This is a genomic window from Dickeya sp. Secpp 1600 (genome assembly GCF_003049805.1).
GTDB classification, from domain to species: Bacteria; Pseudomonadota; Gammaproteobacteria; order Enterobacterales; family Enterobacteriaceae; genus Dickeya; species Dickeya fangzhongdai.
Window position 1 is genome coordinate 4,056,129 of record NZ_CP023484.1, and the last position, 24,509, is coordinate 4,080,637.

18 protein-coding genes are annotated in these 24,509 nt (G+C 57.4%); 6 read left to right on the forward strand and 12 right to left on the reverse strand.

The features are described from left to right. Positions 1–76: 76 nt before the first annotated feature. The 5 genes from eno to rlmD all read right to left on the reverse strand — a co-directional run bounded on the left by eno (position 77) and on the right by rlmD (position 7,779). A complete protein-coding gene (gene eno / locus CPA59_RS18105; protein WP_038666183.1) occupies positions 77–1,375 on the reverse strand; it encodes a phosphopyruvate hydratase in 1,299 nt (432 codons plus the stop codon). A gap of 97 nt (positions 1,376–1,472) precedes the next feature. Beyond that, entirely contained in the window at positions 1,473–3,110 is a 1,638-nt protein-coding gene (gene pyrG / locus CPA59_RS18110) for a glutamine hydrolyzing CTP synthase (protein WP_038920069.1), read from the reverse strand. 226 nt (positions 3,111–3,336) lie between these two features. Beyond that, on the reverse strand, positions 3,337–4,134 hold the full coding sequence (gene mazG, locus CPA59_RS18115; RefSeq protein WP_049853858.1) for a nucleoside triphosphate pyrophosphohydrolase: 798 nt from the start codon (positions 4,132–4,134) through the stop codon (positions 3,337–3,339). Between the two features lie 63 nt (positions 4,135–4,197). Beyond that, positions 4,198–6,435 carry a GTP diphosphokinase gene (relA, locus tag CPA59_RS18120; RefSeq protein WP_038666178.1) on the reverse strand — a complete coding sequence of 746 codons (2,238 nt, stop codon included), beginning with the start codon at positions 6,433–6,435 and terminating at the stop codon, positions 4,198–4,200. A 9-nt stretch (positions 6,436–6,444) separates the two neighbouring features. Further along, entirely contained in the window at positions 6,445–7,779 is a 1,335-nt protein-coding gene (rlmD, locus tag CPA59_RS18125; RefSeq protein WP_107760296.1) for a 23S rRNA (uracil(1939)-C(5))-methyltransferase RlmD, read from the reverse strand. A 60-nt stretch (positions 7,780–7,839) separates the two neighbouring features. Between rlmD and barA the strand changes: the two genes are divergently transcribed. Beyond that, on the forward strand, positions 7,840–10,611 hold the full coding sequence (gene barA, locus CPA59_RS18130; RefSeq protein WP_038920073.1) for a two-component sensor histidine kinase BarA: 2,772 nt from the start codon (positions 7,840–7,842) through the stop codon (positions 10,609–10,611). A gap of 106 nt (positions 10,612–10,717) precedes the next feature. On the opposite strand, the gene CPA59_RS18135 is transcribed toward barA, so the two are convergent. From CPA59_RS18135 to CPA59_RS18160, 6 genes are all read right to left on the reverse strand, one after another. Next, positions 10,718–11,860, reverse strand: a complete 1,143-nt coding sequence (locus tag CPA59_RS18135; RefSeq protein ID WP_107760298.1) for a glycerate kinase — start codon at positions 11,858–11,860, stop codon at positions 10,718–10,720. A gap of 272 nt (positions 11,861–12,132) precedes the next feature. Continuing rightward, positions 12,133–13,023: a 2-hydroxy-3-oxopropionate reductase gene (gene garR, locus CPA59_RS18140; protein WP_038669312.1), complete on the reverse strand. Its 891-nt coding sequence runs from the start codon at positions 13,021–13,023 to the stop codon at positions 12,133–12,135. A gap of 68 nt (positions 13,024–13,091) precedes the next feature. Then, entirely contained in the window at positions 13,092–13,862 is a 771-nt protein-coding gene (gene garL / locus CPA59_RS18145; protein WP_022634690.1) for a 2-dehydro-3-deoxyglucarate aldolase, read from the reverse strand. Positions 13,863–13,949: 87 nt separating this feature from the next. Continuing rightward, complete coding sequence (gene gudD / locus CPA59_RS18150; RefSeq protein ID WP_038920075.1) at positions 13,950–15,290, reverse strand: glucarate dehydratase; 1,341 nt, start codon at positions 15,288–15,290, stop codon at positions 13,950–13,952. Between the two features lie 15 nt (positions 15,291–15,305). Then, entirely contained in the window at positions 15,306–16,667 is a 1,362-nt protein-coding gene (locus CPA59_RS18155; RefSeq protein WP_038920076.1) for an enolase C-terminal domain-like protein, read from the reverse strand. Between the two features lie 20 nt (positions 16,668–16,687). After that, entirely contained in the window at positions 16,688–18,040 is a 1,353-nt protein-coding gene (locus tag CPA59_RS18160) for an MFS transporter (RefSeq protein WP_038920077.1), read from the reverse strand. Positions 18,041–18,827: 787 nt separating this feature from the next. Between CPA59_RS18160 and garD the strand changes: the two genes are divergently transcribed. The 5 genes from garD to CPA59_RS18185 all read left to right on the forward strand — a co-directional run bounded on the left by garD (position 18,828) and on the right by CPA59_RS18185 (position 24,043). Next, the gene (gene garD / locus CPA59_RS18165) at positions 18,828–20,402 is read left to right on the forward strand and encodes a galactarate dehydratase (protein ID WP_107760300.1); all 1,575 of its coding nucleotides are present in this window, start codon (positions 18,828–18,830) and stop codon (positions 20,400–20,402) included. A 584-nt stretch (positions 20,403–20,986) separates the two neighbouring features. Next, positions 20,987–22,522, forward strand: a complete 1,536-nt coding sequence (locus CPA59_RS18170) for a PAS domain-containing methyl-accepting chemotaxis protein (RefSeq protein WP_100850056.1) — start codon at positions 20,987–20,989, stop codon at positions 22,520–22,522. Positions 22,523–22,680: 158 nt separating this feature from the next. After that, positions 22,681–23,013 (forward strand): hypothetical protein, encoded by a 333-nt coding sequence (locus CPA59_RS18175; RefSeq protein WP_022634696.1) that lies wholly within the window; start codon positions 22,681–22,683, stop codon positions 23,011–23,013. A 176-nt stretch (positions 23,014–23,189) separates the two neighbouring features. Continuing rightward, positions 23,190–23,552 (forward strand): FlxA-like family protein, encoded by a 363-nt coding sequence (locus CPA59_RS18180; RefSeq protein WP_038920080.1) that lies wholly within the window; start codon positions 23,190–23,192, stop codon positions 23,550–23,552. Between the two features lie 122 nt (positions 23,553–23,674). Then, the gene (locus CPA59_RS18185; protein WP_038920081.1) at positions 23,675–24,043 is read left to right on the forward strand and encodes a FlxA-like family protein; all 369 of its coding nucleotides are present in this window, start codon (positions 23,675–23,677) and stop codon (positions 24,041–24,043) included. A 237-nt stretch (positions 24,044–24,280) separates the two neighbouring features. On the opposite strand, the gene CPA59_RS18190 is transcribed toward CPA59_RS18185, so the two are convergent. Then, on the reverse strand, positions 24,281–24,502 hold the full coding sequence (locus CPA59_RS18190) for a DUF3820 family protein (protein WP_049853855.1): 222 nt from the start codon (positions 24,500–24,502) through the stop codon (positions 24,281–24,283). Positions 24,503–24,509 lie beyond the last annotated feature (7 nt).

The following is a 24,509-nucleotide window of genomic DNA, read 5'->3' on the forward strand; positions in this document are numbered from 1 at the left end:
AAAATCCGGAAGCAGAAATGCTTCCGGATTGTCAGACGTGATGACCGGCGAGTCGAGTTCGCCGGTCGGCAGGCGCTTACGCCTGGCCTTTCACTTCTTTCAGGCCGTTGAACGGTGCAGAATCACCCAGCGCTTCTTCGATACGAATCAGCTGGTTGTATTTAGCCACACGGTCAGAACGGCTCATGGAACCGGTCTTGATCTGGCCAGCCGCAGTACCTACCGCCAGGTCGGCGATGGTAGCGTCTTCGGTTTCGCCGGAACGGTGAGAGATCACAGCGGTGTAGCCTGCGTCTTTCGCCATCTTGATAGCAGCCAGCGTTTCGGTCAGAGAACCGATCTGGTTGAATTTGATCAGGATGGAGTTAGCGATGCCTTTCTCGATACCTTCTTTCAGGATCTTGGTGTTGGTTACGAACAGGTCGTCGCCCACCAGCTGGATTTTGTCGCCCAGCACTTTGGTCTGGTAAGCAAAGCCAGCCCAGTCGGATTCGTCCAGACCGTCTTCGATGGATACGATCGGGTACTGTTTGGTCAGCTCTTCCAGGAAGTGGGTGAATTCTTCAGAGGTGAACGCTTTGTTGCCTTCGCCAGCCAGAACGTATTTACCGTCTTTGTAGAATTCAGATGCAGCGCAGTCCATCGCCAGCGTGATGTCTTTGCCCAGCACGTAACCAGCCGCTTTCACCGCTTCAGCGATAACAGCCAGCGCTTCGGCGTTGGAACCCAGGTTCGGCGCGTAGCCGCCTTCGTCGCCAACAGCGGTGTTCAGGCCTTTGCCTTTCAGCACTTTAGCCAGGTGATGGAAAACTTCAGAACCCATACGGATGGCTTCTTTCACGGTTTTCGCGCCAACCGGCTGAATCATGAATTCCTGGATGTCGACGTTGTTGTCGGCGTGTTCACCACCGTTGATGATGTTCATCATCGGCAGCGGCATGGAGTATTTGCCCGGGGTGCCGTTCAGTTCAGCGATGTGAGCATACAGCGGCAGGCCTTTAGAAGCCGCAGCAGCTTTAGCTGAAGCCAGAGAAACGGCCAGAATGGCGTTGGCGCCGAAGTTGGATTTGTTTTCAGTGCCGTCCAGGTCGATCATGATCTTGTCGATGGCAGCCTGATCCTTGGCGTCTTTGCCCAGAATAGCCTGTGCGATCGGACCGTTTACCGCAGCAACGGCTTTGGTCACGCCTTTGCCCAGGAAACGGGATTTGTCGCCGTCACGCAGTTCCAGCGCTTCGCGGGAACCCGTGGAAGCACCTGACGGTGCCGCAGCCAGACCGACGAAACCACCTTCCAGATGAACTTCAGCTTCAACGGTCGGGTTTCCGCGTGAGTCGATGATTTCACGGCCAATGACTTTAACGATTTTGGACATCAGATTTTCCTCAGTACAAGTTAAACTAAAACCTCAGACGGCAACGCGCGATCAGAAGACCGCGCGTTGCTGCAAAACTCATTTCACCGGTAAAACCTTACTTCACCTGACGCTTCTGGTACGCCCCGGCGGCTTTCACAAAGCCGGCAAACAGCGGGTGCCCGTCACGCGGCGTGGACGTGAATTCCGGATGGAACTGACAAGCCACAAACCACGGATGATCAGGGATCTCGATAATCTCCACCAGCTTACGGTCGGCGGAGACACCAGCAACACGCAATCCCGCCGCCTCAATCTGTTTCAACAGCATATTGTTGACTTCGTAACGGTGACGATGACGCTCAATGATCGTCGGCTCACCGTACATCTGGCGCACCAGGCTGCCTTCAGTCAGATGGCACTGCTGCCCGCCTACGCGCATGGTGCCGCCGAGATCGCCGTCTTCGCTGCGCACTTCGATATTACCCTCGGCGTCACGCCATTCGGTAATCAGCGCCACCACCGGGTATTTACAGTCTGGCACAAACTCGGTGGAGTTGGCGCCTTCCATACCGGCGACATTGCGGGCGAACTCCATCAGCGCCACCTGCATACCCAGACAGATGCCAAGGTACGGGATGTTGTTCTCGCGGGCATAGCGCGCCGCCATGATTTTCCCTTCCACCCCGCGGTAGCCGAACCCGCCCGGCACCAGAATCGCGTCTAACCCTTTCAGCACATCGACGCCGCGCGTTTCCACGTCCTGCGAATCAATGAGCTTGATGTTGACCGTCAGGCGGTTCTTCAGACCGCCATGTTTCAGCGCTTCAATCACTGACTTGTAGGCATCCGGCAGTTCTACGTACTTGCCGACCATGCCGATGGTCACTTCGCCGCCCGGATTGGCTTCTTCGTAAATAACCTGTTCCCATTCTGACAGGTTTGCTTCCGGACAGTTCAAGCTGAATCGTTTACAAATATAATCGTCCAGACCCTGAGATTTCAATAGCGCCGGAATTTTATAAATAGAATCAATATCCTTCAGCGAGATGACCGCTTTTTCCGGCACGTTGCAGAACAGCGCGATTTTTGCGCGTTCGTTAGCCGGCACGGTGCGGTCGGAACGGCAGATCAATACATCAGGCTGGATACCGATGGACAGCAGTTCTTTCACGGAGTGCTGGGTCGGCTTGGTTTTCACTTCACCCGCCGCCGCCATGTACGGCACCAGCGTCAGATGCATGAACAGGGTGTGCTCGCGGCCCACTTCCACCGCCATCTGGCGAATCGCTTCAAGGAACGGCAGCGATTCGATATCGCCGACCGTACCGCCGATTTCCACCAGCACCACGTCGTGGCCTTCGCCGCCTTCGATAATGCGTTCTTTAATGGCGTTGGTGATGTGCGGGATAACCTGAATGGTCGCCCCCAGATAGTCGCCCCGACGCTCCTTGCGCAGAACGTCAGAATAAATGCGTCCGGTGGTGAAGTTATTGCGGCGCGTCATCTTTGTGCGAATAAAACGCTCGTAGTGACCCAGATCGAGGTCGGTTTCGGCGCCATCTTCGGTGACGAACACTTCGCCGTGCTGCGTCGGGCTCATCGTGCCCGGATCCACATTGATATACGGGTCCAGTTTCATGATGGTCACGTTGAGGCCACGGGCTTCGAGAATAGCCGCGAGAGAGGCTGCGGCAATGCCTTTACCCAGAGAGGATACGACCCCGCCGGTCACAAAAATATAATTAGTTGTCATGCTGAACCTGAAAGTTTAGGTTTAAGGACGATGGAAAGACCAGGACGGGAAAGTAGTATACCCGAACCTGGGAGGCGTCACAAATGATCGTTTTACCCTTTGTGACGTTGACAGGCTCCGGCTGATGCGGTATCTCCCACCCACGCGGGAGACGATGACCGGGTTTAAAATCAGCCGGATAGCGCCAAAAACCGGGGAAAACCCGACTTTCGTTCAGGAAATGATTTCAATCCTTTTTTTCTGATGCTTTTACCTGTTGCCAGGCTGCTTCCATCTCATCAAGCGTGGCGTCGGCAAGGGATTTGCCGCTTTCGCCAATCAGTTGCTCCACCTGCTGGAAACGGCGGGTGAACTTGCGATTGGCCTGCTGCAGTGCGATTTCCGCCTTGTGTCCGAGATGGCGAGACAGATTGACCGCCGCAAACAGCATATCGCCAATTTCTTCGCCCAGTTTTTCCGGGTCGATCACCGCCTGCTGCGCTTCGACCATCACCTCGTCGATCTCTTCGTACAGTTTGTCCACCACCGGTCCGAGCGTGGTCCAGTCGAAACCGACGGCGGCGCAGCGCTGCTGGATTTTATGCGCCTGCATCAGCGCCGGCAGCGCCTGCGGGATGTCGTCCAACTGCGAATGACGATCTTTTTCCGCCCGCTCCTGCGCCTTGGTCTGCTCCCAGTTAGCCAGCACCGCGTCGCTGTCCGGCAGCGTGGCATCGCCGAAGATATGCGGATGGCGGCGTTCCAGCTTGTCGCTAATGGCGTCACACACGTCCGAGAAATCAAACAGCCCTTGCTCTTGCGCCATGCGGGCGTAAAACACCACCTGAAACAGCAGGTCGCCCAGTTCGCTGCGCAGGTCGTCGAAATCCTTACGGCTGATGGCGTCGAGCACCTCGTAGGTTTCCTCCAGCGTGTAAGGGGCGATGGTGTCAAACGTCTGCTCGCGATCCCACGGGCAACCGGTTTCCGGGTCGCGCAGTTGCTGCATGATGTGGAGTAAGCGCTCGATGGCGGATGAATTCATAATAATCCTGATAATGACATGATAAAGGCGGGACAGGCCCGCCTTAGGGTAGTAACAACAGTATCAATTGCCCTGCAAGCGCCGGGCGTCGATCACATCCGGCAGTTGATTGAGCTTGGCCAGCACCCGGCCCAGCACCTGCAGGTTGTAGATCTCGATGTCCATGTCGATAGTGGCGAGCTGCTGCTTCACGTCGCTGCGGCTTGAAACCCCCAACACATTGACCTTTTCGTTAGCCAGAATGGTGGTGATGTCACGCAACAGGCCGCTGCGATCGTTAGCGGTCACCCGTACCACCAACGAATAGCCGCTGGAGTAGCTTTCGCCCCATACCGCTTCGACAATACGCTCCGGCGCGTGACTGCGCAGGTCGTCGAGCTGTTCGCAGTCCGCACGGTGGATGGAAATGCCGCGTCCGCGGGTGATGAAACCGATAATATCGTCGCCCGGAATCGGCTGACAGCAACGCGCGATGTGGTGCATCAGGTTGCCGACGCCCTCCACCACCACCCGGCCGTTGTCTTTAGCGCTGGCGCGCTGGGCCGGTTGCTGGGATTTCTGCGTCAACTGGCGCAGCGCCTCGCGATCCTGCTCTTCGGCGCTCGGCTGGTTCACCTTCGACTGCAGGAAGTTAACCAACTGATTAAGGCGGATATCGCCGCCGCCGATGCCGGCCAGCAATTCATCCATCGAATTGATGTTGTAACGCGGCAGCAGCAGTTTTTCGGCCATTTTCAGGCTCACGCCGAGATGCGCCAGTTCGTCTTCCAGAATCTGTTTGCCCGCCAGGATATTCTTGTCGCGATCCTGCTTGCGGAACCAGTTGTGGATTTTGGAACGTCCGCGGCTGGTGGTGATGTACCCCAGATTGGGGTTCAGCCAGTCGCGGCTCGGGTTCGGCTGCTTCTGGGTGATGACCTCGATCTGGTCGCCCATCTGCAACTGGTAGGTGAACGGCACGATACGCCCGCCCACCTTGGCGCCGATGCAACGGTGGCCGATGTCGCTGTGGATGTGATAGGCAAAATCCAGCGGCGTGGAACCGGTCGGCAAATCCACCACATCGCCCTTGGGCGTAAACACATAGACCCTGTCGTCGAACACCTGGCTGCGCACTTCGTCGAGCATTTCGTCCGAGTCGGCCATCTCTTCCTGCCAGGCCAGCAATTTACGCAGCCAGGCGATACGCTCTTCGTAACCGGAACGTCCGCTGGTGGCGGCGCCTTCCTTGTATTTCCAGTGTGCGGCGACGCCAAGCTCCGCGTCTTCGTGCATCTGCCGGGTACGAATCTGAATTTCCAGCGTCTTGCCGCCCGGCCCCAGCACCACGGTGTGGATCGACTGATAACCGTTGGGTTTGGGGTTGGCGACATAATCGTCGAACTCATCCGGCAGGTGACGATAGTGGGTATGCACGATCCCCAGCGCGGCGTAGCAGTCCTGCAACCGCTCCACCACGATACGCACCGCCCGCACGTCGAACAGTTCGTCGAACGACAGCGATTTCTTCTGCATCTTGCGCCAGATGCTGTAGATGTGTTTAGGCCGGCCATACACCTCGGCCTTCAGCTCCTCTTTCGCCATAGAGGCGCGCAGGTTTTTGACGAAATCGTCGATGTACTGCTCACGGTCGATACGGCGTTCGTGCAGCAGTTTGGCGATGCGTTTGTACTCATCCGGGTGCAGATAGCGGAAGCAGAAATCTTCCAGTTCCCACTTAAGCTGGCCGATACCCAGCCGGTTAGCCAGCGGCGCGTAGATATTGGTACACTCTTTGGCCGCCAGCACGCGCTCTTCTTCCGGCGCGTCCTTCACTTCGCGCAGGTGGGCGATACGCTCCGCCAGCTTGATCACCACGCAACGGAAATCTTCCACCATCGCCAGCAGCATACGGCGGATATTATCCACCTGCTCGGAGGCCATCGAATCGTGCTGGGTGGCCTTGAGCTGGCGAATCGCATCCATATCGCGCACGCCATGCACCAGATTGACGATATTCTTGCCGAAGGTTTCCCGCAGCGTTTCTTCATCCACCACGTTGGCGTCCGCCAGCGGGAACAGCATCGCCGCGCGCATGCTGTCGTTATCCATACTCAGCGTGGAGAGGATTTCCACCATCTCGATGCCGCGCCACAACAGCAGCATCGCATCAGGGTGGCCTTCTGTTTTTTCTTCGCAGTAGCGCCAGGTTTCGGCGAGGCGTTCGCACGACGTTTTACTGGCGATACCCAGGGAGGCAATCCACGCGTCCGGCACGAACTTGCCTTCAGTATTCAAATGCGCACTTCTTACCGCAACCATAATTTCTCCCTACTTTACCGAGCCATCGGAACCAAGCAAAAACAGTGCCATCGACTCAAGATGTCCGGTATGTGGAAACATATCCAGCATGGCCAGCCGGGCCAGACGATAACCGGCGGCCATCAGCACCTTGCTGTCCCGCGCCAGCGTGGTGGGATTACAGGATATATACACCACCCGCCGGGGAGCCAGTTTCACAATCTGCGGCATCACGCCCGGCGCGCCGGCGCGGGCCGGATCGAGCAGTATCTTATCAAATCCCATCGACGCCCACGGTTGCCGGGTGACGTCCTCTTCCAGGTCATGATGATAAAATGTGACCTGCGTCAGCCCGTTGCGCTGGGCGTTTTCCCGCCCTTTGTCCACCAGCGCCGCCACGCCTTCGACCCCGACCACGCTGGCGGCGCGCGCCGCCAGCGGCAGGGTAAAATTGCCCATGCCGCAAAACAGGTCGAGCACCCGGTCCTGCGGCTGCGGATCCAGCCACGTCAACGCCCGCTCCACCATACGCTGGTTGATGTCGTCATTGACCTGAATGAAATCCCGCGGGCTGAACGCCAGCGATAATCCGGCGATGCGATAAGACGGCATGTCGCCGTGCAGGCATTCCAGCGCGCCGGCTTCCGGCGCCGCAAACAGCGCCGCGCCATGCTGAGCGGCGAACGCCGTCAGCGCCTGACGGTCAGCGTCGCGCAACGGATCCAGATGGCGCAAGATCACCAACGGCCCCTGCTCGGCCAGCACCAGCTCCACGTGCCCAAGCCGCCGGACGGCCTGCAACTGCCCGAGACAATCGCGCAACGGCGCCAGCAGCGCTTCCAGTTCCGGCCGCAAAATCGGGCAGGCGCCGATATCCACCAAATCGTGCGATCCCGCCTGCCGGTAGCCCATCTGTAACCGGCGCGTTTTCGCCTGATAGTATAATGCAAGGCGCGCGCGGCGGCGGTAGGCATAGGCCGATCCGGCGATCACCTCCGGCTCCGGCGGGACGGCGCCGGTTTCCCGCGTCATCAGGTGTGTCAGCGCGGCCGCCTTGCTGCGGTGCTGCAACGGCTGGCTGGCATGCTGTTGCTGGCAACCGCCGCAAACGGAAAAGTGCGGGCAGCGCGGCGTCACGCGCTCTTCGCTGGTGGTCAACAACCGCCGCAGCCGGGCATGGGCAAACTGGCGTTTCTCTTCCGTCAACTGCACCTCGGCCTGCTCACCCGGCAGCACGCCGGGGATGAACAGCGTTTTTCCCTGATGGCGGGCTACTCCCTGTCCGAATGGATCCAGATCATTCGCCGTCACGGTAAGGGTTTGCCGGGTCGTCACGCGCCGGTTTGGAGAGTAGAATTGCGCCATAAGTGTGCTGTCATTGATTTAATGGAATAGTCGACCTTAATTGTCCCACATTGGAACCTCATGACCAAATACAGTCTGCGCGCACGTATGATGATACTGATTCTGGCCCCGACCATGCTGATCGGTCTGCTGCTCAGTAGTTTTTTCGTCATCCACCGCTATAACCAGTTGCAGGAACAGTTGGCCGACGCCGGCGCCAGTATCATTCAACCGCTGGCGGTCAACAGCGCCTATGCCTTGACCCAGCGTCAGCCGGAATCGCTGCGGCAACTGGTCAATATGCTGCATCGTCATCATTCCGGCATTGTGCGCACCATCAGCGTATTCGACGCCCGCAACCAGCTCATCGTCACCAGCAACCCCAATAACCCCCACGGCCAGCTGTTGCAGGTGCCGTCCGGCAATCCGCTGCCGACCGCCCTGCGGCTGCAAAACGAAGAAGAGTGCCTGGTGTTGCAGATGCCTATCGAAAACGAAGGCGAAGTCTCCGCCGGTACGCTGATCAGCCGGCAGGCGCCGATGGGTTATGTCGCAGTCGAGCTGGATTTGAACACCATCCGGTTGCAGCAATACCGCGAGATGTTCATGGCCGCGATGCTATTGCTGTTCTGCATGGGCGTGGCGATGCTGCTGGCCTATCGGCTGATGCGCGATGTCACCATCCCCATCCGCAACATGGTGGAAACGGTGGACCGTATCCGTCGCGGCCAGTTGGACAGCCGGGTGGAAGGCCACATGCTGGGCGAGCTGGACATGCTGAAAAACGGCATCAACTCGATGGCGATGTCGCTCACCGCCTATCATGAGGAGATGCAGCAAAACATCGATCAGGCTACCTATGACCTGCGCGAAACGCTGGAACAGATGGAGATCCAGAACGTCGAGCTGGATCTGGCCAAAAAGCGGGCGCAGGAAGCGGCGCGCATCAAATCCGAGTTCCTGGCCAACATGTCCCACGAACTGCGCACGCCGCTCAATGGCGTCATCGGCTTTACCCGCCAGACGCTGAAAACCCAACTGACGCCGACCCAGAAAGATTACCTGCAAACCATTGAGCGCTCCGCCAACAATCTGCTCAATATCATCAATGACGTACTGGACTTCTCCAAGCTGGAAGCCGGGAAACTGGTGCTGGAGAATATCCCGTTCTCGCTGCACAACACGCTGGATGAAGTGATTATGCTGCTGGCGCATACCGCCCATGAGAAAGGGCTGGAACTGACGCTAAACATCCAGCATGACGTGCCGGAACAGTTCGTCGGCGACCCGCTGCGCTTGCAGCAAATCATCACCAATCTGCTGGGCAACGCCATCAAATTTACCGAACAGGGCAACATTGATATCCGCATCGAAAAGCGCAGGCAGGAGAGTTTGCAGGTGCTGCTGGAAATCCAGATCAAGGATACCGGCATCGGCATTGCCGAAGCGCAGCAGACCCAGCTGTTTCAGGCGTTCCGTCAGGCGGATACCAGTATTTCACGCCAGCACGGCGGCACCGGTCTGGGGCTGGTGATTACCCAGCGGCTGGTGCGGGAAATGGGCGGCGACATCAGTTTCCACAGCAAACTGAATCAGGGCACCACCTTCTGGTGTACCGTTAATCTACAGATGAACCCGCACGTGCTGGAGCCTGATTATCACTTTGATAGTTTGCAGGGCAAACATCTGGCCTATGTGGAAGCTAACCCGGCGGCGGCTCAGGCGACGCTGGACATTCTGGTGCATACGCCGCTGACCGTCAGCTACAGCCCGACGATGGAACAGTTGCCGGAACGCACCTTCGACATCCTGCTGATCGGCGTACCGATCCACTACCGCAATACGCTGTTGGATTTCACGCCGCAGATTCGTGACTTCTGTCGCCTGGCCTCCTGCGTGATTCTGGCGCTGCCGAGCATGGCGGAAATGGAAGCGGAGCAGTTGAAATCGTTCGGCATCCACGCCAGCCTGAGCAAGCCCATCACCGCACCGCGGCTGCTGCCGATGCTGCAGGATAACAGCCTGTTTAGCCAGGACAGCAGCGAGCGAGCGCTACCGCCGCCCGCCGCGTCGCTCAGCCGTTTGCCGCTCAGCGTGATGGCGGTGGACGACAACCCGGCCAACCTGAAGCTGATCGGCGCGCTGCTGGAAGAACAGGTGGAAAACATCATTCTGTGCGAAAGCGGCGCCGACGCTATCGCCCGCGCGCAGGGTACCCATCTGGATATCATTCTGATGGATATACAGATGCCCGGCATGGACGGCCTGCAGGCCAGCGAGCATATCCGCCGATTGTCGCAGCACGCGCATACGCCAATCGTGGCGGTAACCGCGCACACCATGAGCGGCGAGCGCGAAGTGCTGCTGCAATCGGGTATGGATGATTATCTGTCCAAACCCATCGACGAACAGATGCTGCGCCAGACGCTGCTGCGCCATGCCTGTAAAACGCCCAGCGAACTGCCCGCGCCGCCGATGCCGATGATGGCGGTCACGGCGCAATCGCCGCTGTCGCTGGACTGGGATCTGGCGTTGCGGCAGGCCGCCAGCAAACCGGATCTGGCGCGCGACCTGCTGGCGATGCTGCTGGATTTTCTGCCGGATGTCCGTCAGCAGGTAGACGCGGTGCTGGCGGGCAACTCACCGGACAATCTGGTCGACATCATTCACAAACTGCACGGCAGTTGCAGCTATAGCGGCGTACCGCGGCTCAAACAGATCTGTCACTACCTCGAACAGTCGCTGCGCAAAGGCCTGTCGGCTGATGAACTGGAGCCGGAATGGCTGGAGTTGATGGACGAAATGACCAATGTGGAAAAAGCGGCACGCAAACGGCTGGAAGCCTCAGCCTGAAACGCCGGCGGCGATAACAAACCAGAAATACCATCAGGCAGGCGGATGCACGCAAAGGCAGCGCCTGCCGGTTGGTCAGCCGTCGCGGTGACGGCCAGCGACGAGCTCAGGAAATCGCCTGCGCCAGTTTGATGGTGGCGGCAATATTGCGCGCAGTCATCCGCACGTTGGCGGCGGCGTTGTCCAGCGCTTCCTCCAGCGAACAGATGTTGTAAAGCACGCTGAATACCGCATCAAGCCCATGATCGTGCACCACGCCTACGTCGGCGGTCAGGCTGCCGGCAATGCCGATCACCGGTTTGTGGTAGCGTTTAGCCACAGAAGCAACGCCGATCGGCACTTTGCCGTGAATAGTCTGGCTGTCGATACGGCCTTCGCCGGTGATCACCAGCGACGCGTCCCTGACCAACGCATCCAGCCCTAACGCTTCGGTGACAATCTCAATGCCGCGACGCAATTCCGCGCCGCAGAACGCCAGCAACGCCGCGCCCATGCCGCCGGCGGCGCCCGCGCCCGGCACCTGCTCCACGTCGATATCCAGATCGTTGCGGATCACGCCCGCATAGTGGCGTAATGCCTGATCCAACTGTTCTACCATCGCCTCGGTGGCGCCTTTCTGCGGCCCAAATATCGCCGATGCGCCCTGCTTGCCGGTCAGTGGATTGGTGACATCGCAAGCCACCTCAAACCGGCACTGCCGGATACGCGGGTCCAGCGAATGAATATCAATGTGCGCCAGCCGCGCCAACTCCGCGCCGCCAAACCCGATCGGTTGCTTCGCGTCGTCCAGCAACTGCGCGCCCAGCGCCTGCATCATCCCTGCGCCGCCATCGTTGGTGGCGCTGCCGCCGATGCCGATAATACAGTGGCGAACGCCGTGATCCAGCGCGCTGCGAATCAGCTCGCCGGTGCCATAGCTGGTGGTCAGCAGCGGATTGCGCAGATGCGGCGGCACCCGTTCCAGCCCGCTGGCGGCCGCCATCTCGATAAACGCCGTTTTTTCATCCCCTGACAGCCCGAAAAAAGCGTCGATATCATCGCCCAGCGGACCGGTGACGTTCACCTTGACGATTTTACCGCGGGTTGCCGCCACCATGGCTTCCACGGTTCCCTCTCCCCCATCGGCGACCGGCAGTTTCACGTAGCTGGCGTCGGGGAACACCTCCCGAAAACCGGCCTCAATCTGCGTCGCCACTTCCTGGGCGGATAAGCTCTCTTTGTAAGAATCCGGTGCGATAACTATTTTCATAAACGACTCGCGTCATCAACTACCCGCGCTGTAGGCTGTGTCCCGCAATTATTCGCGTCGCCGGCGCAGAGCCGGGGCCAAAACGCAGTATCCCGCGCGACCCGACGTGTGTCTGGGCTTCCCCAACCACGCGGTTCGCGTCCGATCTCGCTGCGATTTGACCGCCAGCCGCTGTCACGCACAATTGCGGGACACAACCAGGAACCGGCGCAAGTCAAAAATGTTCCGTCAACCGGGCGGCCCCGCGCCTTGCGCCGACGCCGCCCCGTCAACTACCGAGTAACTTCCACTTTCGCCAGTTTCTCGTAATAACAAGCCAGCGCGCTGTGGTCGGCGCCGCCCAGGTCATCGGCCTTCAGCGCCTGCATCATTTCCATCACCGCGGCGGTCAGCGGCAGCTGCGCCCCGACGCCGTGAGACGTATCCAGCGCGTTGGCCAGATCTTTGATATGCAGGTCGATGCGGAAACCGGGCTTGAAGTTGCGGTCCATCACCATCGGCGCTTTGGCATCCAGCACGGTGCTGCCCGCCAGACCGCCGCGAATCGCCTGATACACCAGGTCCGGATTCACGCCGGCTTTGGTCGCCAGCACCAGCGCTTCCGACATGGCGGCGATATTCAGCGCCACGATGACCTGATTCGCCAGCTTGGTGACGTTGCCCGCGCCGATATCGCCGGTGTGTACCACCGAACCCGCCATCGCCTTCATCACCTCATAGCTACGGTCGAAGACCGCCTTGTCGCCGCCCACCATCACCGACAACGTACCGTCGATCGCTTTTGGCTCGCCGCCGCTGACCGGCGCGTCCAGCATCTCGACGCCTTTTTCCGCCAGCGCCGCGGCAATTTCACGGCTGGCCAACGGGGCGATGGAACTCATGTCGATCACCACCGTGCCTTTACGCGCGCCTTCAATCACGCCGTTTTCACCCAGCACCACCTCTTTAACGTGAGGGGAGTTCGGCAACATGGTAATCACGATATCGCTCTGCTCAGCCACGGCTTTCGCCGTTTCAGCCGAGGTGGCGCCCGCCGCCACAACTTCAGCGACCGCCGCGCTGTTTCTGTCCAGCACGACCAATGAGTAACCCGCTTTGATCAGGTTTTTGCTCATCGGTTTGCCCATGATACCCAGTCCAATAAAACCAATTTTCATTGCGATAACCTCGTTGTCCATTCAGTGACATGGTCAGATATGTTTACGGCCGATGCGGCCCTGATTAATCCAAGTTACTTTTTGAATTTGTCGCACAGCGCCTGCGTAGCGCCGCGGAACACGCCCAGATCGCTGCCCACCGCAACAAAACGCGCGCCCCATTCCAGATAGCGACGGGCATCCGCTTCCACCGGCGCCAGAATGCCGCTCGGCTTACCGTGGGCGGCCGCGCGTTCAAAAATATGGCGAATCACTTTCTGCACTTCCGGGTGGTTGGGCTGCCCCAGATACCCCAGCGCGGCCGACAGGTCGCCCGGGCCGACGAAAATACCGTCAACGCCGTCCACCGCGGCGATCGCGTCCAGGTTGTCCACCCCTTCCTGCGTTTCGATCTGCACCAGCACGGTGATGTTGTCGTTAATGGTGGCGAAATAGTTCGGTTCGGTGCCGTAGGCGTTGCTGCGATGACCGACCGACACGCCGCGAATACCGGCCGGCGGATAACGGGTCGACGCCACGGCGCGAATCGCCTCTTCTTCACTTTCCACAAACGGGATCAGGAAGTTGTAGAAACCAATATCCAGCAATCGCTTGATGATCACCGGCTCATTGCAGGGCGGACGTACCACCGGCGCGCTGTGGCTGCCTTTCAGCGCCATCAGTTGCGGGATAAAGGTGTTGATATCGTTCGGCGCGTGCTCGCCGTCCAGTACCAGCCAGTCAAACCCGGCCAGTCCCAATACCTCGGTGGAAATAGGATTACCCAGCGCGCACCAGCAACCGATCAGGGTTTTCCCCTGCTGTAAATCCTGGCGAAATTGGTTAGGCAACAGTGGCGTCTTCATGTTTTGTCCTTACTCTTTACCTCGCCGCCCCGGATGAGGCGGCGCACCTCAATTAACGACTGTCGATAATTAACGAACAGCGATGGATTAGCGAACCAGGCAAGGACGTTTGTTATCAAACGTCCAGTTGGGGATCAGGTACTGCATGCCGACGGCGTCGTTACGCGCCCCCAGCCCCATGTTTTTATACAGCTCATGGGCCTTCATCACCTGATCCATATCCAGTTCGACGCCCAGACCCGGTTTCTTCGGCACTTCGACCATGCCGCCGACGATCTGTAACGGCTCTTTGGTCAAACGCTGATTACCTTCCTGCCAGATCCAGTGGGTATCAATGGCGGTAATCCGACCCGGCGCGGCGGCAGCCACGTGGGTGAACATCGCCAGCGAAATATCGAAGTGGTTGTTGGAATGCGAGCCCCAGGTCAATCCCCACTCGTGGCACATCTGCGCCACGCGCACCGACCCCTGCATGGTCCAGAAGTGCGGGTCCGCCAGCGGAATATCCACCGACTGCAGGGAAATAGTGTGGCCCATCTGACGCCAGTCGGTGGCGATCATGTTGGTGGCGGTGGGCAGCCCGGTGGCGCGGCGGAATTCCGCCATCACTTCACGGCCGGAGAAGCCCTGTTCGGCGCCGCACGGGTCCTCGGCGTAAGCCAGCACGCCGCGCAGTTGTTTGCCAAGACCAATCGCCTCGTTCAGCGACCAGGCGCCGTTCGGGTCCAGCGTAATGCGCGCCTGCGGGAAGCGTTTAGCCAGCGCGGTGACCGCTTCGGCCTCTTCGCTGCCGGCCAGCACGCCGCCTTTCAGTTTGAAATCGTTGAAGCCGTATTTTTCGTACGCCGCTTCCGCCAGACGCACTACCGTTTCCGGCGTCAGCGCCTCTTCGTGGCGCAGGCGATACCAGTCGCATTTTTCATTCGACTGATTCTGGTACGGCAGGTCGGTCTTGTTGCGATCGCCGATGTAGAACAGATAACCCAGCATCTCCACCGCGTCACGCTGCTGACCATCGCCCAGCAACGCCGCCACCGGCACGTTCAGGAATTGACCCAGCAGGTCCAGCATCGCGGCTTCGATTCCCGTCACCACGTGAATGGTGGTGCGCAGGTCGAACGTTTGCAGACCGCGGCCGGTGGCATCGCGGTCGGCGAACTGGTTACGCACCGCGGTCATCACGTTTTTGTATTCGCCCAGCGTTTTACCCACTACCAGCGCAGCGGCATCTTCCAACGTCTGGCGGATTTTCTCGCCGCCAGGGATTTCACCCACGCCGGTATGGCCCGCATTGTCCTGGAGGATCACGATATTACGGGTGAAGTACGGCGCGTGCGCTCCGCTGAGGTTCAGCAACATGCTGTCGTGCCCGGCGACAGGGATCACCTGCATACTGGTAATAACCGGGGTGGAACTTTGCGACGTCATGATAGTTTCCTTCTGTTAAAACGTTGAATTCTTAGGTAACTCGCGTCCGAACACCGGGCGCTTGCGATCAAATTTCCAGCCGGGGATCAGGTACTGCATGGCCGCCGCGTCATTACGCGCGCCGCTCGGCAGTTTCTTGTGTAGCTCATGAGCTTTCATCACCTGTTCCATATCCAGCTCGATACCCAGCCCCGGGCGTTCCGGCACCTTGATTTTGCCGTTCACAATCTGCAGCGGTTCTTTGGTCAGATGCTGACCTTCCTGCCAGATCCAATGGGTGTCGATGGCGGTCGGTTTACCGGGCGCCGCGGCGCCCACATGGGTAAACATCGCCAGCGAAATATCGAAGTGATTGTTGGAGTGGCAACCCCAGGTCAATCCCCACTCGTCACACAGTTGCGCCACCCGCACCGCACCGTGCATGGTCCAGAAATGCGGATCCGCCAGCGGAATATCCACCGCCTGCAGCATCACGGCATGGTTCATTTCACGCCAGTTGGTGGCAATCATGTTGGTGGCGACCGGCAAACCGGTGGCGCGGCGGAATTCCGCCATCACCTCGCGGCCGGAGAAACCCTGCTCGGCGCCGCACGGGTCTTCGGCGTAAGTCAGCACGCCGTTCAGGTCCTTGCACAAGCCAATCGCTTCGTCCAGCAGCCAGGCGCCGTTCGGGTCCACCGTGATACGGGCATCCGGAAAACGTTTTTTCAGCGCCTTGACGGCGTCGACTTCCAGTTCGCCCGGCAGTACGCCGCCTTTCAGTTTGAAGTCTTTGAAGCCGTAGCGATCGGCCGCCGCTTCCGCCAGCCGCACCACCGCCTCGCTGTCCATCGCCTTTTGGTGACGCAGGTGATACCACGGATGCTTGCCCTGCTCGCCTTCAAGGTAGGGCAGATCGGTTTTGGTGCGATCGCCGATGTAGAACAGGTAACCAAGCACCGTCACCTCGTCGCGCTGCTTGCCCGGCCCCAGCAACTCGGCCACCGGTACATTCAGGTGCTGACCCAGCAGGTCCAGCAGGGCGGCTTCCAGTGCGGCGACAGCGTTGACCCGCAATTCGAACGTCCAGGCGCCTTTGCCGAACGAGTCGAAATCCGAAGACTGGTTGCCTTTGTGAACCTGATGCACCAGATGGTTCATGCGCGCCACCTGCGCCCCCACCACCTGTGGGATTGCCGCCGTCAGCGTGTTGTAAATCACCTCGCCGCCCGGCGCTTCACCTACGCCGGTGTGCCCGGCGTTGTCTTTCAGAATCACGATGTTGCGGGTGAAATACGCCCCGTGCGCACCGCCAATGTTGAGCAACATGCTGTCATAGCCCGCGACGGGGATGACTTTCATGTCGGTAATGACGGGGGAATCTTGCGTACTGCTCATAGTCACGTCCTTACCCTGCATCAGCGGGATTGATAAGGTTTCAATTCGATACGTTTAATATCCTGCACGATGAACAGGAAGCTCAGAATCGCCACCAGCGCATGGATACCGACATAAATCAGGCCGCCGTTGAAAGAGCCGGTGCTACCGACGATGTAACCGATGGCAATCGGGGTCACAATGCCGGAGATGTTGCCGAACATGTTGAACAGACCGCCGCTCAGGCCGCTGATTTCCCTCGGCGCCGTATCCGCCATTACCGCCCAACCCAGCGCGCCGATGCCTTTACCGAAGAAGGCTGCCGCCATCACCGCAATCACCACCCATTCCGTGGTGACGTAGTTACAAATCACCATCGACATGGACAGCAGCATACCCAGCACAATCGGCGTTTTACGCGCGACAGTCAGTGACTGAGTACGACGCATCAGGAAGTCGGAAATCACCCCGCCCAGTACGCCGCCGACAAAACCGCAGATCGCCGGGATAGAGGCCACAAAGCCGGCTTTCAGAATCGACATGCCGCGAGCCTGCACCAGATACACCGGGAACCAGGTGATAAAGAAGTAAGTCAGCGCATTGATGCAGTATTGACCAAGATAAATCCCCATCATCATGCGGGAAGTCAGTAATTGCTTAATCTGGTGCCATTTCTCGCCGCGGGCGACCTCTTTTTTAGTCGCCGCCGCATCCATATTGACCAGCGCGCCGCCCGCTTCGATGTACTCCAGTTCCGCCTTGTTCACGCTCGGGTGATCTTTCGGGTCGTGAATCACTTTCAGCCACAGGAAGCTGATGATCATGCCAAGACCGCCCATGAACCAGAACACGTGCGCCCAACCTACTTCGTGCGTCAGCCAGCCCATGATGGGAGCGAAGATAACGGTGGCGAAATACTGTGCGGAGTTGAAGATGGCGACAGCGGTGCCGCGTTCCTGCGCCGGGAACCAGGCCGCAACGATACGGCTGTTACCAGGGAAGGACGGGGATTCACACAATCCCACCATAAAACGCAGCATAAACAGTGAAATCACAATGGCTGAACCGTGGAACAGATCCACGAACCCTTGCAACAGGGTAAACAGCGACCAGGTGAAAATACTCCAGAAGTAGACCCGCTTGGAACCGAAGCGGTCAAGCAGCCAGCCGCCGGGGATTTGGCCTATGACATAAGCCCAGGAAAACGCGGAGAAGATATAGCCCATGCCCACGGCATCAAGACCAATCTCTTTGGACATGGCGGAACCGGCGATGGAGATCGTGGCGCGGTCGCCATAGTTGAATGACGTGACGATAAACAGCATCACGACAATCCAGTAACGGGCGTTGGTTTTCTTTTGTAATACGCCTGCTGCTGTGCTGACGGTATTCATGATGAACTCCTACTTTCAGATAGCGGTTAGCTCATTCATTCCGAATAACAACACAATGTAGGGTTGGGTTACCAGAATGAAATCAAGAGTCGGTAATGGTTTGAAACCTGAGCAAAGGAACAAACAGAACAGCAAAAATAAACCACGAGACCTCTTCGACTTCTGGGGAGAATTATAAAGGGCGGCCCTGGGAGCCTCACTGGACAAGCGCCCAACAATTACCATCATCACCAACACGGATTCTTGCAATCGCCTAACGAATTGGGAGTCATTTCACGAAAACGCCGTTTTTTGTCGTTCTGGTCACAGGGCGCGACGGTGTCGATAAGGCGGGAAAAGACAGGGGAACGGAATAATGTGACAAGTCTCACTGCATGTTGTTTCTTCGCCAGAGAAATTAAGCACAGCGCATCAGGATGTCAGTCAATTGCATAATGCCCGGATGAGGAAAGCTCCCCTATACTGGTGCCGAGCAAAGTCATTATTAGCAGCAGTGAAAATAAACCGCGCGTTATAACTTTAACCAGCGTTATATACCCCAATAATTCGGGTTGCAGGACAAAACGTTCGCGTTGGCCCTTCAGGGCAAGGCTCATAACGAGCCTTGTAACGCGGCGACCGAGTGAACTCCCAGGGAACTTATCGCAGTCAGCGGCTGAGGTAAGTGACAAACCGGCGCGAGCCGATTTGAACTCGGTGGGCGGCAGGCCTGAGTACGGGCCGGTAGCGCCGCCGACATCCCGGCAACCTGATGCATGACGGGTATAACATAATAAAGGTTAGCACCATGTCAGATAACACAAACAAGGGTGTGGCCAGTGAGCGGCCGCTTTATATCAAGGTCCATGAGTCTGACAATGTTGCCATTGTCGTTAACAATAACGGCCTGAAAGCCGGCACCCGATTCAACTGCGGCCTGGAACTGAAAGAGCACGTACCACAGGGCCACAAAGTGGCATTAAGCGATATCGCCCTCGGCGACTCCATCGTCCGTTATGGCGAAATCATCGGCTACGCCCTCAGAGACATCGCCCGCGGCAGTTGGATCGATGAATCTCTGGTGGAATTGCCCAACGCCCCGGCGCTGGAAACCTTGCCGCTGGCGACCCGGGTTCCACCGTCTCTGCCGCCGCTGGAAGGTTATACCTTTGAAGGCTACCGTAACCCGGACGGCAGCGTCGGCACCAAAAACCTGCTTGGCATCACCACCAGCGTACACTGCGTCGCCGGCGTGGTGGATTATGTCGTCACGCTGATCGAACGCGACCTGTTGCCCCGTTACCCCAACGTGGACGGCGTGGTAGCGCTGAACCATCTGTACGGCTGCGGCGTGGCGATCAATGCCCCGGCCGCGGTAGTGCCGATTCGCACCATCCATAACCTGGCGCTGAACCCAAATTTCGGCGGCGAAGTGCTGGTGGTCGGGCTGGGCTGCGAAAAACTCCAGCCGGAACGTCTGCTGCAGGGTACGCCGGATGTACAGGCCATTTCACTGGACGACACCAGTATCGTGCGGCTGCAGGATGAACATCATGTCGGTTTCAAATCTATGGTGGACGACATCCTGAGCATGGCGGATAAACATCTGCAACAGCTCAACCGCCGTCAGCGCGAAACGGTGCCGGCTTCCGAACTGGTGGTCGGCATGCAGTGCGGCGGCAGCGACGCCTTTTCCGGCGTAACCGCTAACCCGGCGGTGGGATTCGCCTCCGATCTGCTGGTGCGCTGCGGCGCCACGGTGATGTTTTCCGAAGTCACCGAGGTCCGCGACGCCATCCATCTGCTCACGCCGCGCGCCATCAATGAAGAGGTGGGTAAACGCCTGCTGGAAGAGATGGCCTGGTATGACGATTATCTGGACAGCGGCAAAACCGACCGCAGCGCCAACCCGTCTCCCGGCAACAAGAAAGGCGGCCTGGCCAACGTGGTGGAAAAAGCGCTGGGTTCAATCGCCAAATCCGGCACCAGCGCGATTGTCGAAGTGCTGTCGCCGGGTCAGCGCCCGACCAAACGCGGCCTGATTTACGCGGCCACGCCCGCCAGCGACTTTGTGTGCGGTACCCAGCAACTGGCTTCCGGCATCACGGTACAGGTATTCACCACCGGACGCGGCACCCCTTACGGGTTGAAAGCCGTACCGGTTATCAAGATGGCGACCCGCACGGCGCTGGCGGAACGCTGGCATGACCTGATGGATATCAACGCCGGCACCATCGCCACCGGCGAAGCCACTATTGAGGATGTGGGCTGGCAGTTGTTCCGCTTTATTCTGGATATCGCCAGCGGCAAGAAAAAAACCTGGTCCGATCAATGGGGTCTGCACAACGCCCTGTCGGTGTTCAACCCGGCGCCGGTGACCTGATATACGCAGTTAGACGTAAATCGCCCTGTTCGCCGCCGGATGGTTCATCCGGCGGCGAACGTTTTAAAATATTTTCCGCCCGTCGCCTTTTAATCCGCCGACATTAATTAGAGATATCATCTACGTAAATTTATTTACGACAGAAAATAACCCGCCGTTCCTTTCATTGAGTCACCATTTAATTTCACTTAATAATTCGCATTATTGCCTTTTATTTTTATAACGCACTTTTTCGTTATTGCTGTTAATAAAACGTTTTTATTGTAATCCTAAGTTTAAGAAAAAATCGAACAATATTTAATAAACTCAAAGAAGGTAAAAAAAACGCTGCTCAAAAAATGATTTGATTGACAACACAAAGACGCAAAGCATAAATTCCCCCTTACAAAAAAATGGAACAACTTTACGCAGGGATGCTTTGAATTTTAAAGCGCCCTTTTTTTCGCATCTTTTAACTTTGCGTTAAAAAAATAAAAACGATTATTCAACACACCTCTCAGCCCGTGTGATTAATCAGGCCGTGCTCACACGTCGGCCCTTCTATTCTCACGATATATTACTGATACACAGCATCGGGGTTTCCAATGAGGGTTAATGCACCTATTACACAACAGGAATACCTGTTGGATGACAACACCACATTAATGTCGACCACGGATGTTAAAAGCCACATCACTTACGCCAATTCCGCCTTTATTCGCGTCAGCGGTTTTGATGAAGACGAATTGATGGGAACGGCGCACAATATCGTGCGTCATCCGGATATGCCCATCGAAGCCTTCGCCGACATGTGGTACACGCTGCAGCAGGGAGACAGCTGGACCGGTCTGGTCAAAAACCGTCGCAAGAACGGCGATCATTACTGGGTACGCGCCAACGTCACGCCGGTTTATCACCACAATCAGCTCGCCGGTTATATTTCGGTGCGCAATACCCCCAAAGCGGAAGAAATTCAGGCTGCGGAACCCTTGTACGAAGCGGTACAGAATAAGCAGGCCCGCCATATCCGGTTTTATAAAGGGCTGGTGGTCCGGACCGGTCTGTTCTCGGTTCTGTCCCTGTTCCAGCGGCTATCGGTGCGCTCGCGGTTACGGCTGGCCGTTCTGCTTGGCGGTCTGGTGCCGCTGGCGCTGATCTTACTGGGTTTCGGCGCCGCAACGTCGATGGTCGCCACCCTGCTATTGATGGTAGCGCTCGATCGATTTCTGCAACGGCAAATCGCGCATCCGCTGCGTTTGATTCTGCGCCAGGCGCAACAGGTGGTGTCCGGCCGTCGGGCGGACAGTATCCACCTCAACCGGGTGGATGAAATCGGCCTGCTGCTGCGGGTGGTCAATCAGTTCGGGCTGAACCTGCATTCGCTGGTGGACGACGTCGGCACGCAGGTCGCGGGCATCAACAGCGTCAGCCAGCAACTGGCCGACAGCAACGGCGATCTGAGCGCGCGTACCGAGGAAACCTCCGCCAATCTGCAACAGACAGCGGCAGCCATCGAGCAGATTACCGTCGCGGTTCAACAGAGCGCGGACACCGCCACGCAGGCGACCAATATGGCGCAAAACGCCAGCCTGTCCGCTGGTAAAGGCGGCGATATCATGGCTGAAGCGGTGGGTATGATGGAGGCGATTTCAAACGCCAGCCGCAAAATCGTCGATATCATCGGCGTCATCGACAGCATCGCGTTTCAGACCAACATTCTGGCGCTCAATGCCGCGGTGGAAGCGGCGCGGGCCGGTGTGGAAGGACGCGGCTTTGCCGTCGTGGCGGCGGAAGTACGCAGCCTGGCGCAACATTCCGCGTCTGCCGCCCGCGAAATCAAAACGCTGATCGACGCCAACATGACCAGCGTTGAAAACGGCAGCGCGCTGGTGGACAAAGCCGGTCAGCATATTCAGGACATCGTCAACGACGTGCAACAGGTCGCGACCATGATCAGCGAGATCAGCAACGCCACCCGCGAACAAACCGCCGCGCTGTCGCTGATCAACGACTCGATTGCCCAAATCGAGCAAATGACCGCCGGCAATACCGGCATGGTCGATCAGTCAGCCGAGTTCGCCACCTGCCTCAGCAGACAGGCTCTGCGGTTGACCGATGCGATTAATGTCTACGGGAAATAATGGTTGGCGTAAAGATACAATTCTTTACGCCTCGCCCCGAACAAAGGGTAGATAGAATTCGCTTTTTGGTTAATAATCACTCATAAGATCGCGCCAGGTGCCGATAATAAAGATAGCAGGGACAGTCCCCTGCCCAGACGACATAATCAGGAGGATGTATGCTGAGTCCAATTACCAGCTCTGCGTTTGCAGTGATGCCGGTGCCAGCATCCACCAGCGTCGAAACCAACACTGAACAGAAGGTTTCCGATCGCAATCTGCAAAACCTGAAAGCCGCCGAGACATCGGGCGAGAGCACTAAAAAGCAGCAGGAAACCACGATTAACGGACAGCAGCAGTCGATGCAGGCTCAGATTGTGGTGATGCAAGGCCAAATCGCACAGTTGCAGACTCAGCAAGTGCCGCCGCCGCAGGAAAGCAAACCGCTGGTCAAGCCGGTTGAAGGCGTCAATCGTCCGTCTGCCGAACATGCGATCGATATTTACATTTGATTGGTCAAGAGCGTGAAACCGAATAACCAAGCCCGCTGCCAGACAGCGGGTTTTGCTTTTTTAGGGAAGCGGCACAAAGGACGCTAAAGTCACCAGAGAGCGGTGCCGATAGCCATATCGCAGGTGTGATCATTCTTAGGAAGTAGATTATTTCTCAGGAAGCAAAGGAGGTAGGTATGGTAAGTTCCGTCGGTTCAGCAACATCAGCGGCCTCAGGATCAGCAGGTACCAGCACTGCAGGCATTGAGCAAAAGATCATGCAACTCACCAAACAGATTCAGACCTTGACCAAAGATCTGAGTAAAACTGTGGCGAAAATGCTCGAAGCCAAGAGCGATGAAGAACGCCAATTGTTGCAGCAGCAACAAAAAATGGTCCAGGCGCAAATCCAGCAATTACAGCAGCAGATTCAGCAACTGCAGCAACAGAAAGCGCAGCAGCAATCACAATCAGCGACTGACGCTGTCTCTTCGCAGACCGAGAAACAGGAAAAGACCAACCCGCTTTCATCCGATCGCACAATCGATACCTACATCTGACGGGATGTTATTATCCTGATGTATTTGTATGTTTATCGTCAGGAAAGCGAAAAGCCAGTAAGGATGCAGCTGGGCTATGTCGATAACGGCATAGCCACTATGGCTATTTTCAGGAGGAATTTATGGCAAGCTCTATCGGCTCGGCAACATCAGCCGTCTCTGCATCCTCGGGCAGCAGCGGTACCAGCGTTGATCAGCAGATCGCCCAGCTCAATCAACAGATCCAGAAGTTGACTCAGCAGGCGACAAAACTGGCGACACAGCTGGCATCAACCCAGGATGCAAATCAGCAGGAAGTTTATAAACAACAGCAGGTACTGATTCAGGCGCAAATCCAGCAGTTGCAGGCACAGATTCAGCAGTTGCAGCAGCAGAAAACGCAGCAGTCTCAGTCCCAACAGTCTGATGTATCGTCATCAGTGCAATCGACCAAACCTCAGGAAGGCGTCAACGCGCCGACGGATGAGAACAGCATCAATATCTACATCTAATCCTGTAGCTGACTGATTATTGTCTGGCATGAACAAAGCATCATTATCGAGAGGATTAATGGTGCTTTTTTATTTCAGGGGACTCGATACGGCAGGCAGCGTGAATAATAGAGACGCCAGAGAACAGCGAAGCGGTGAGATCATCGGCGGTGGACTCCTGCCATGACAACCTCAATCTGATAACAACCTGCCCAGATGATAACGTTCCAGAGCACAACCCATTCGAACCACAATGTATCAGGGCTGGGGACGGCGCAGCGGCTTAACCAGCCCCTGCAACCCTTCCATCTTGATCGCCAGCGTAATCTGCATCAGCTCCCCTAACCGCCCGACCGGGAATTCGCCCTTGCGGGCGAACCAGAGGAGATACTCTTCCGGCAAGTCGATCAGCATCCGGCCTTTGTATTTGCCAAAAGGCATCGGCGTATTGGCTATCGCCAGCAGATCCGCTTTTTCCATGTTCCCC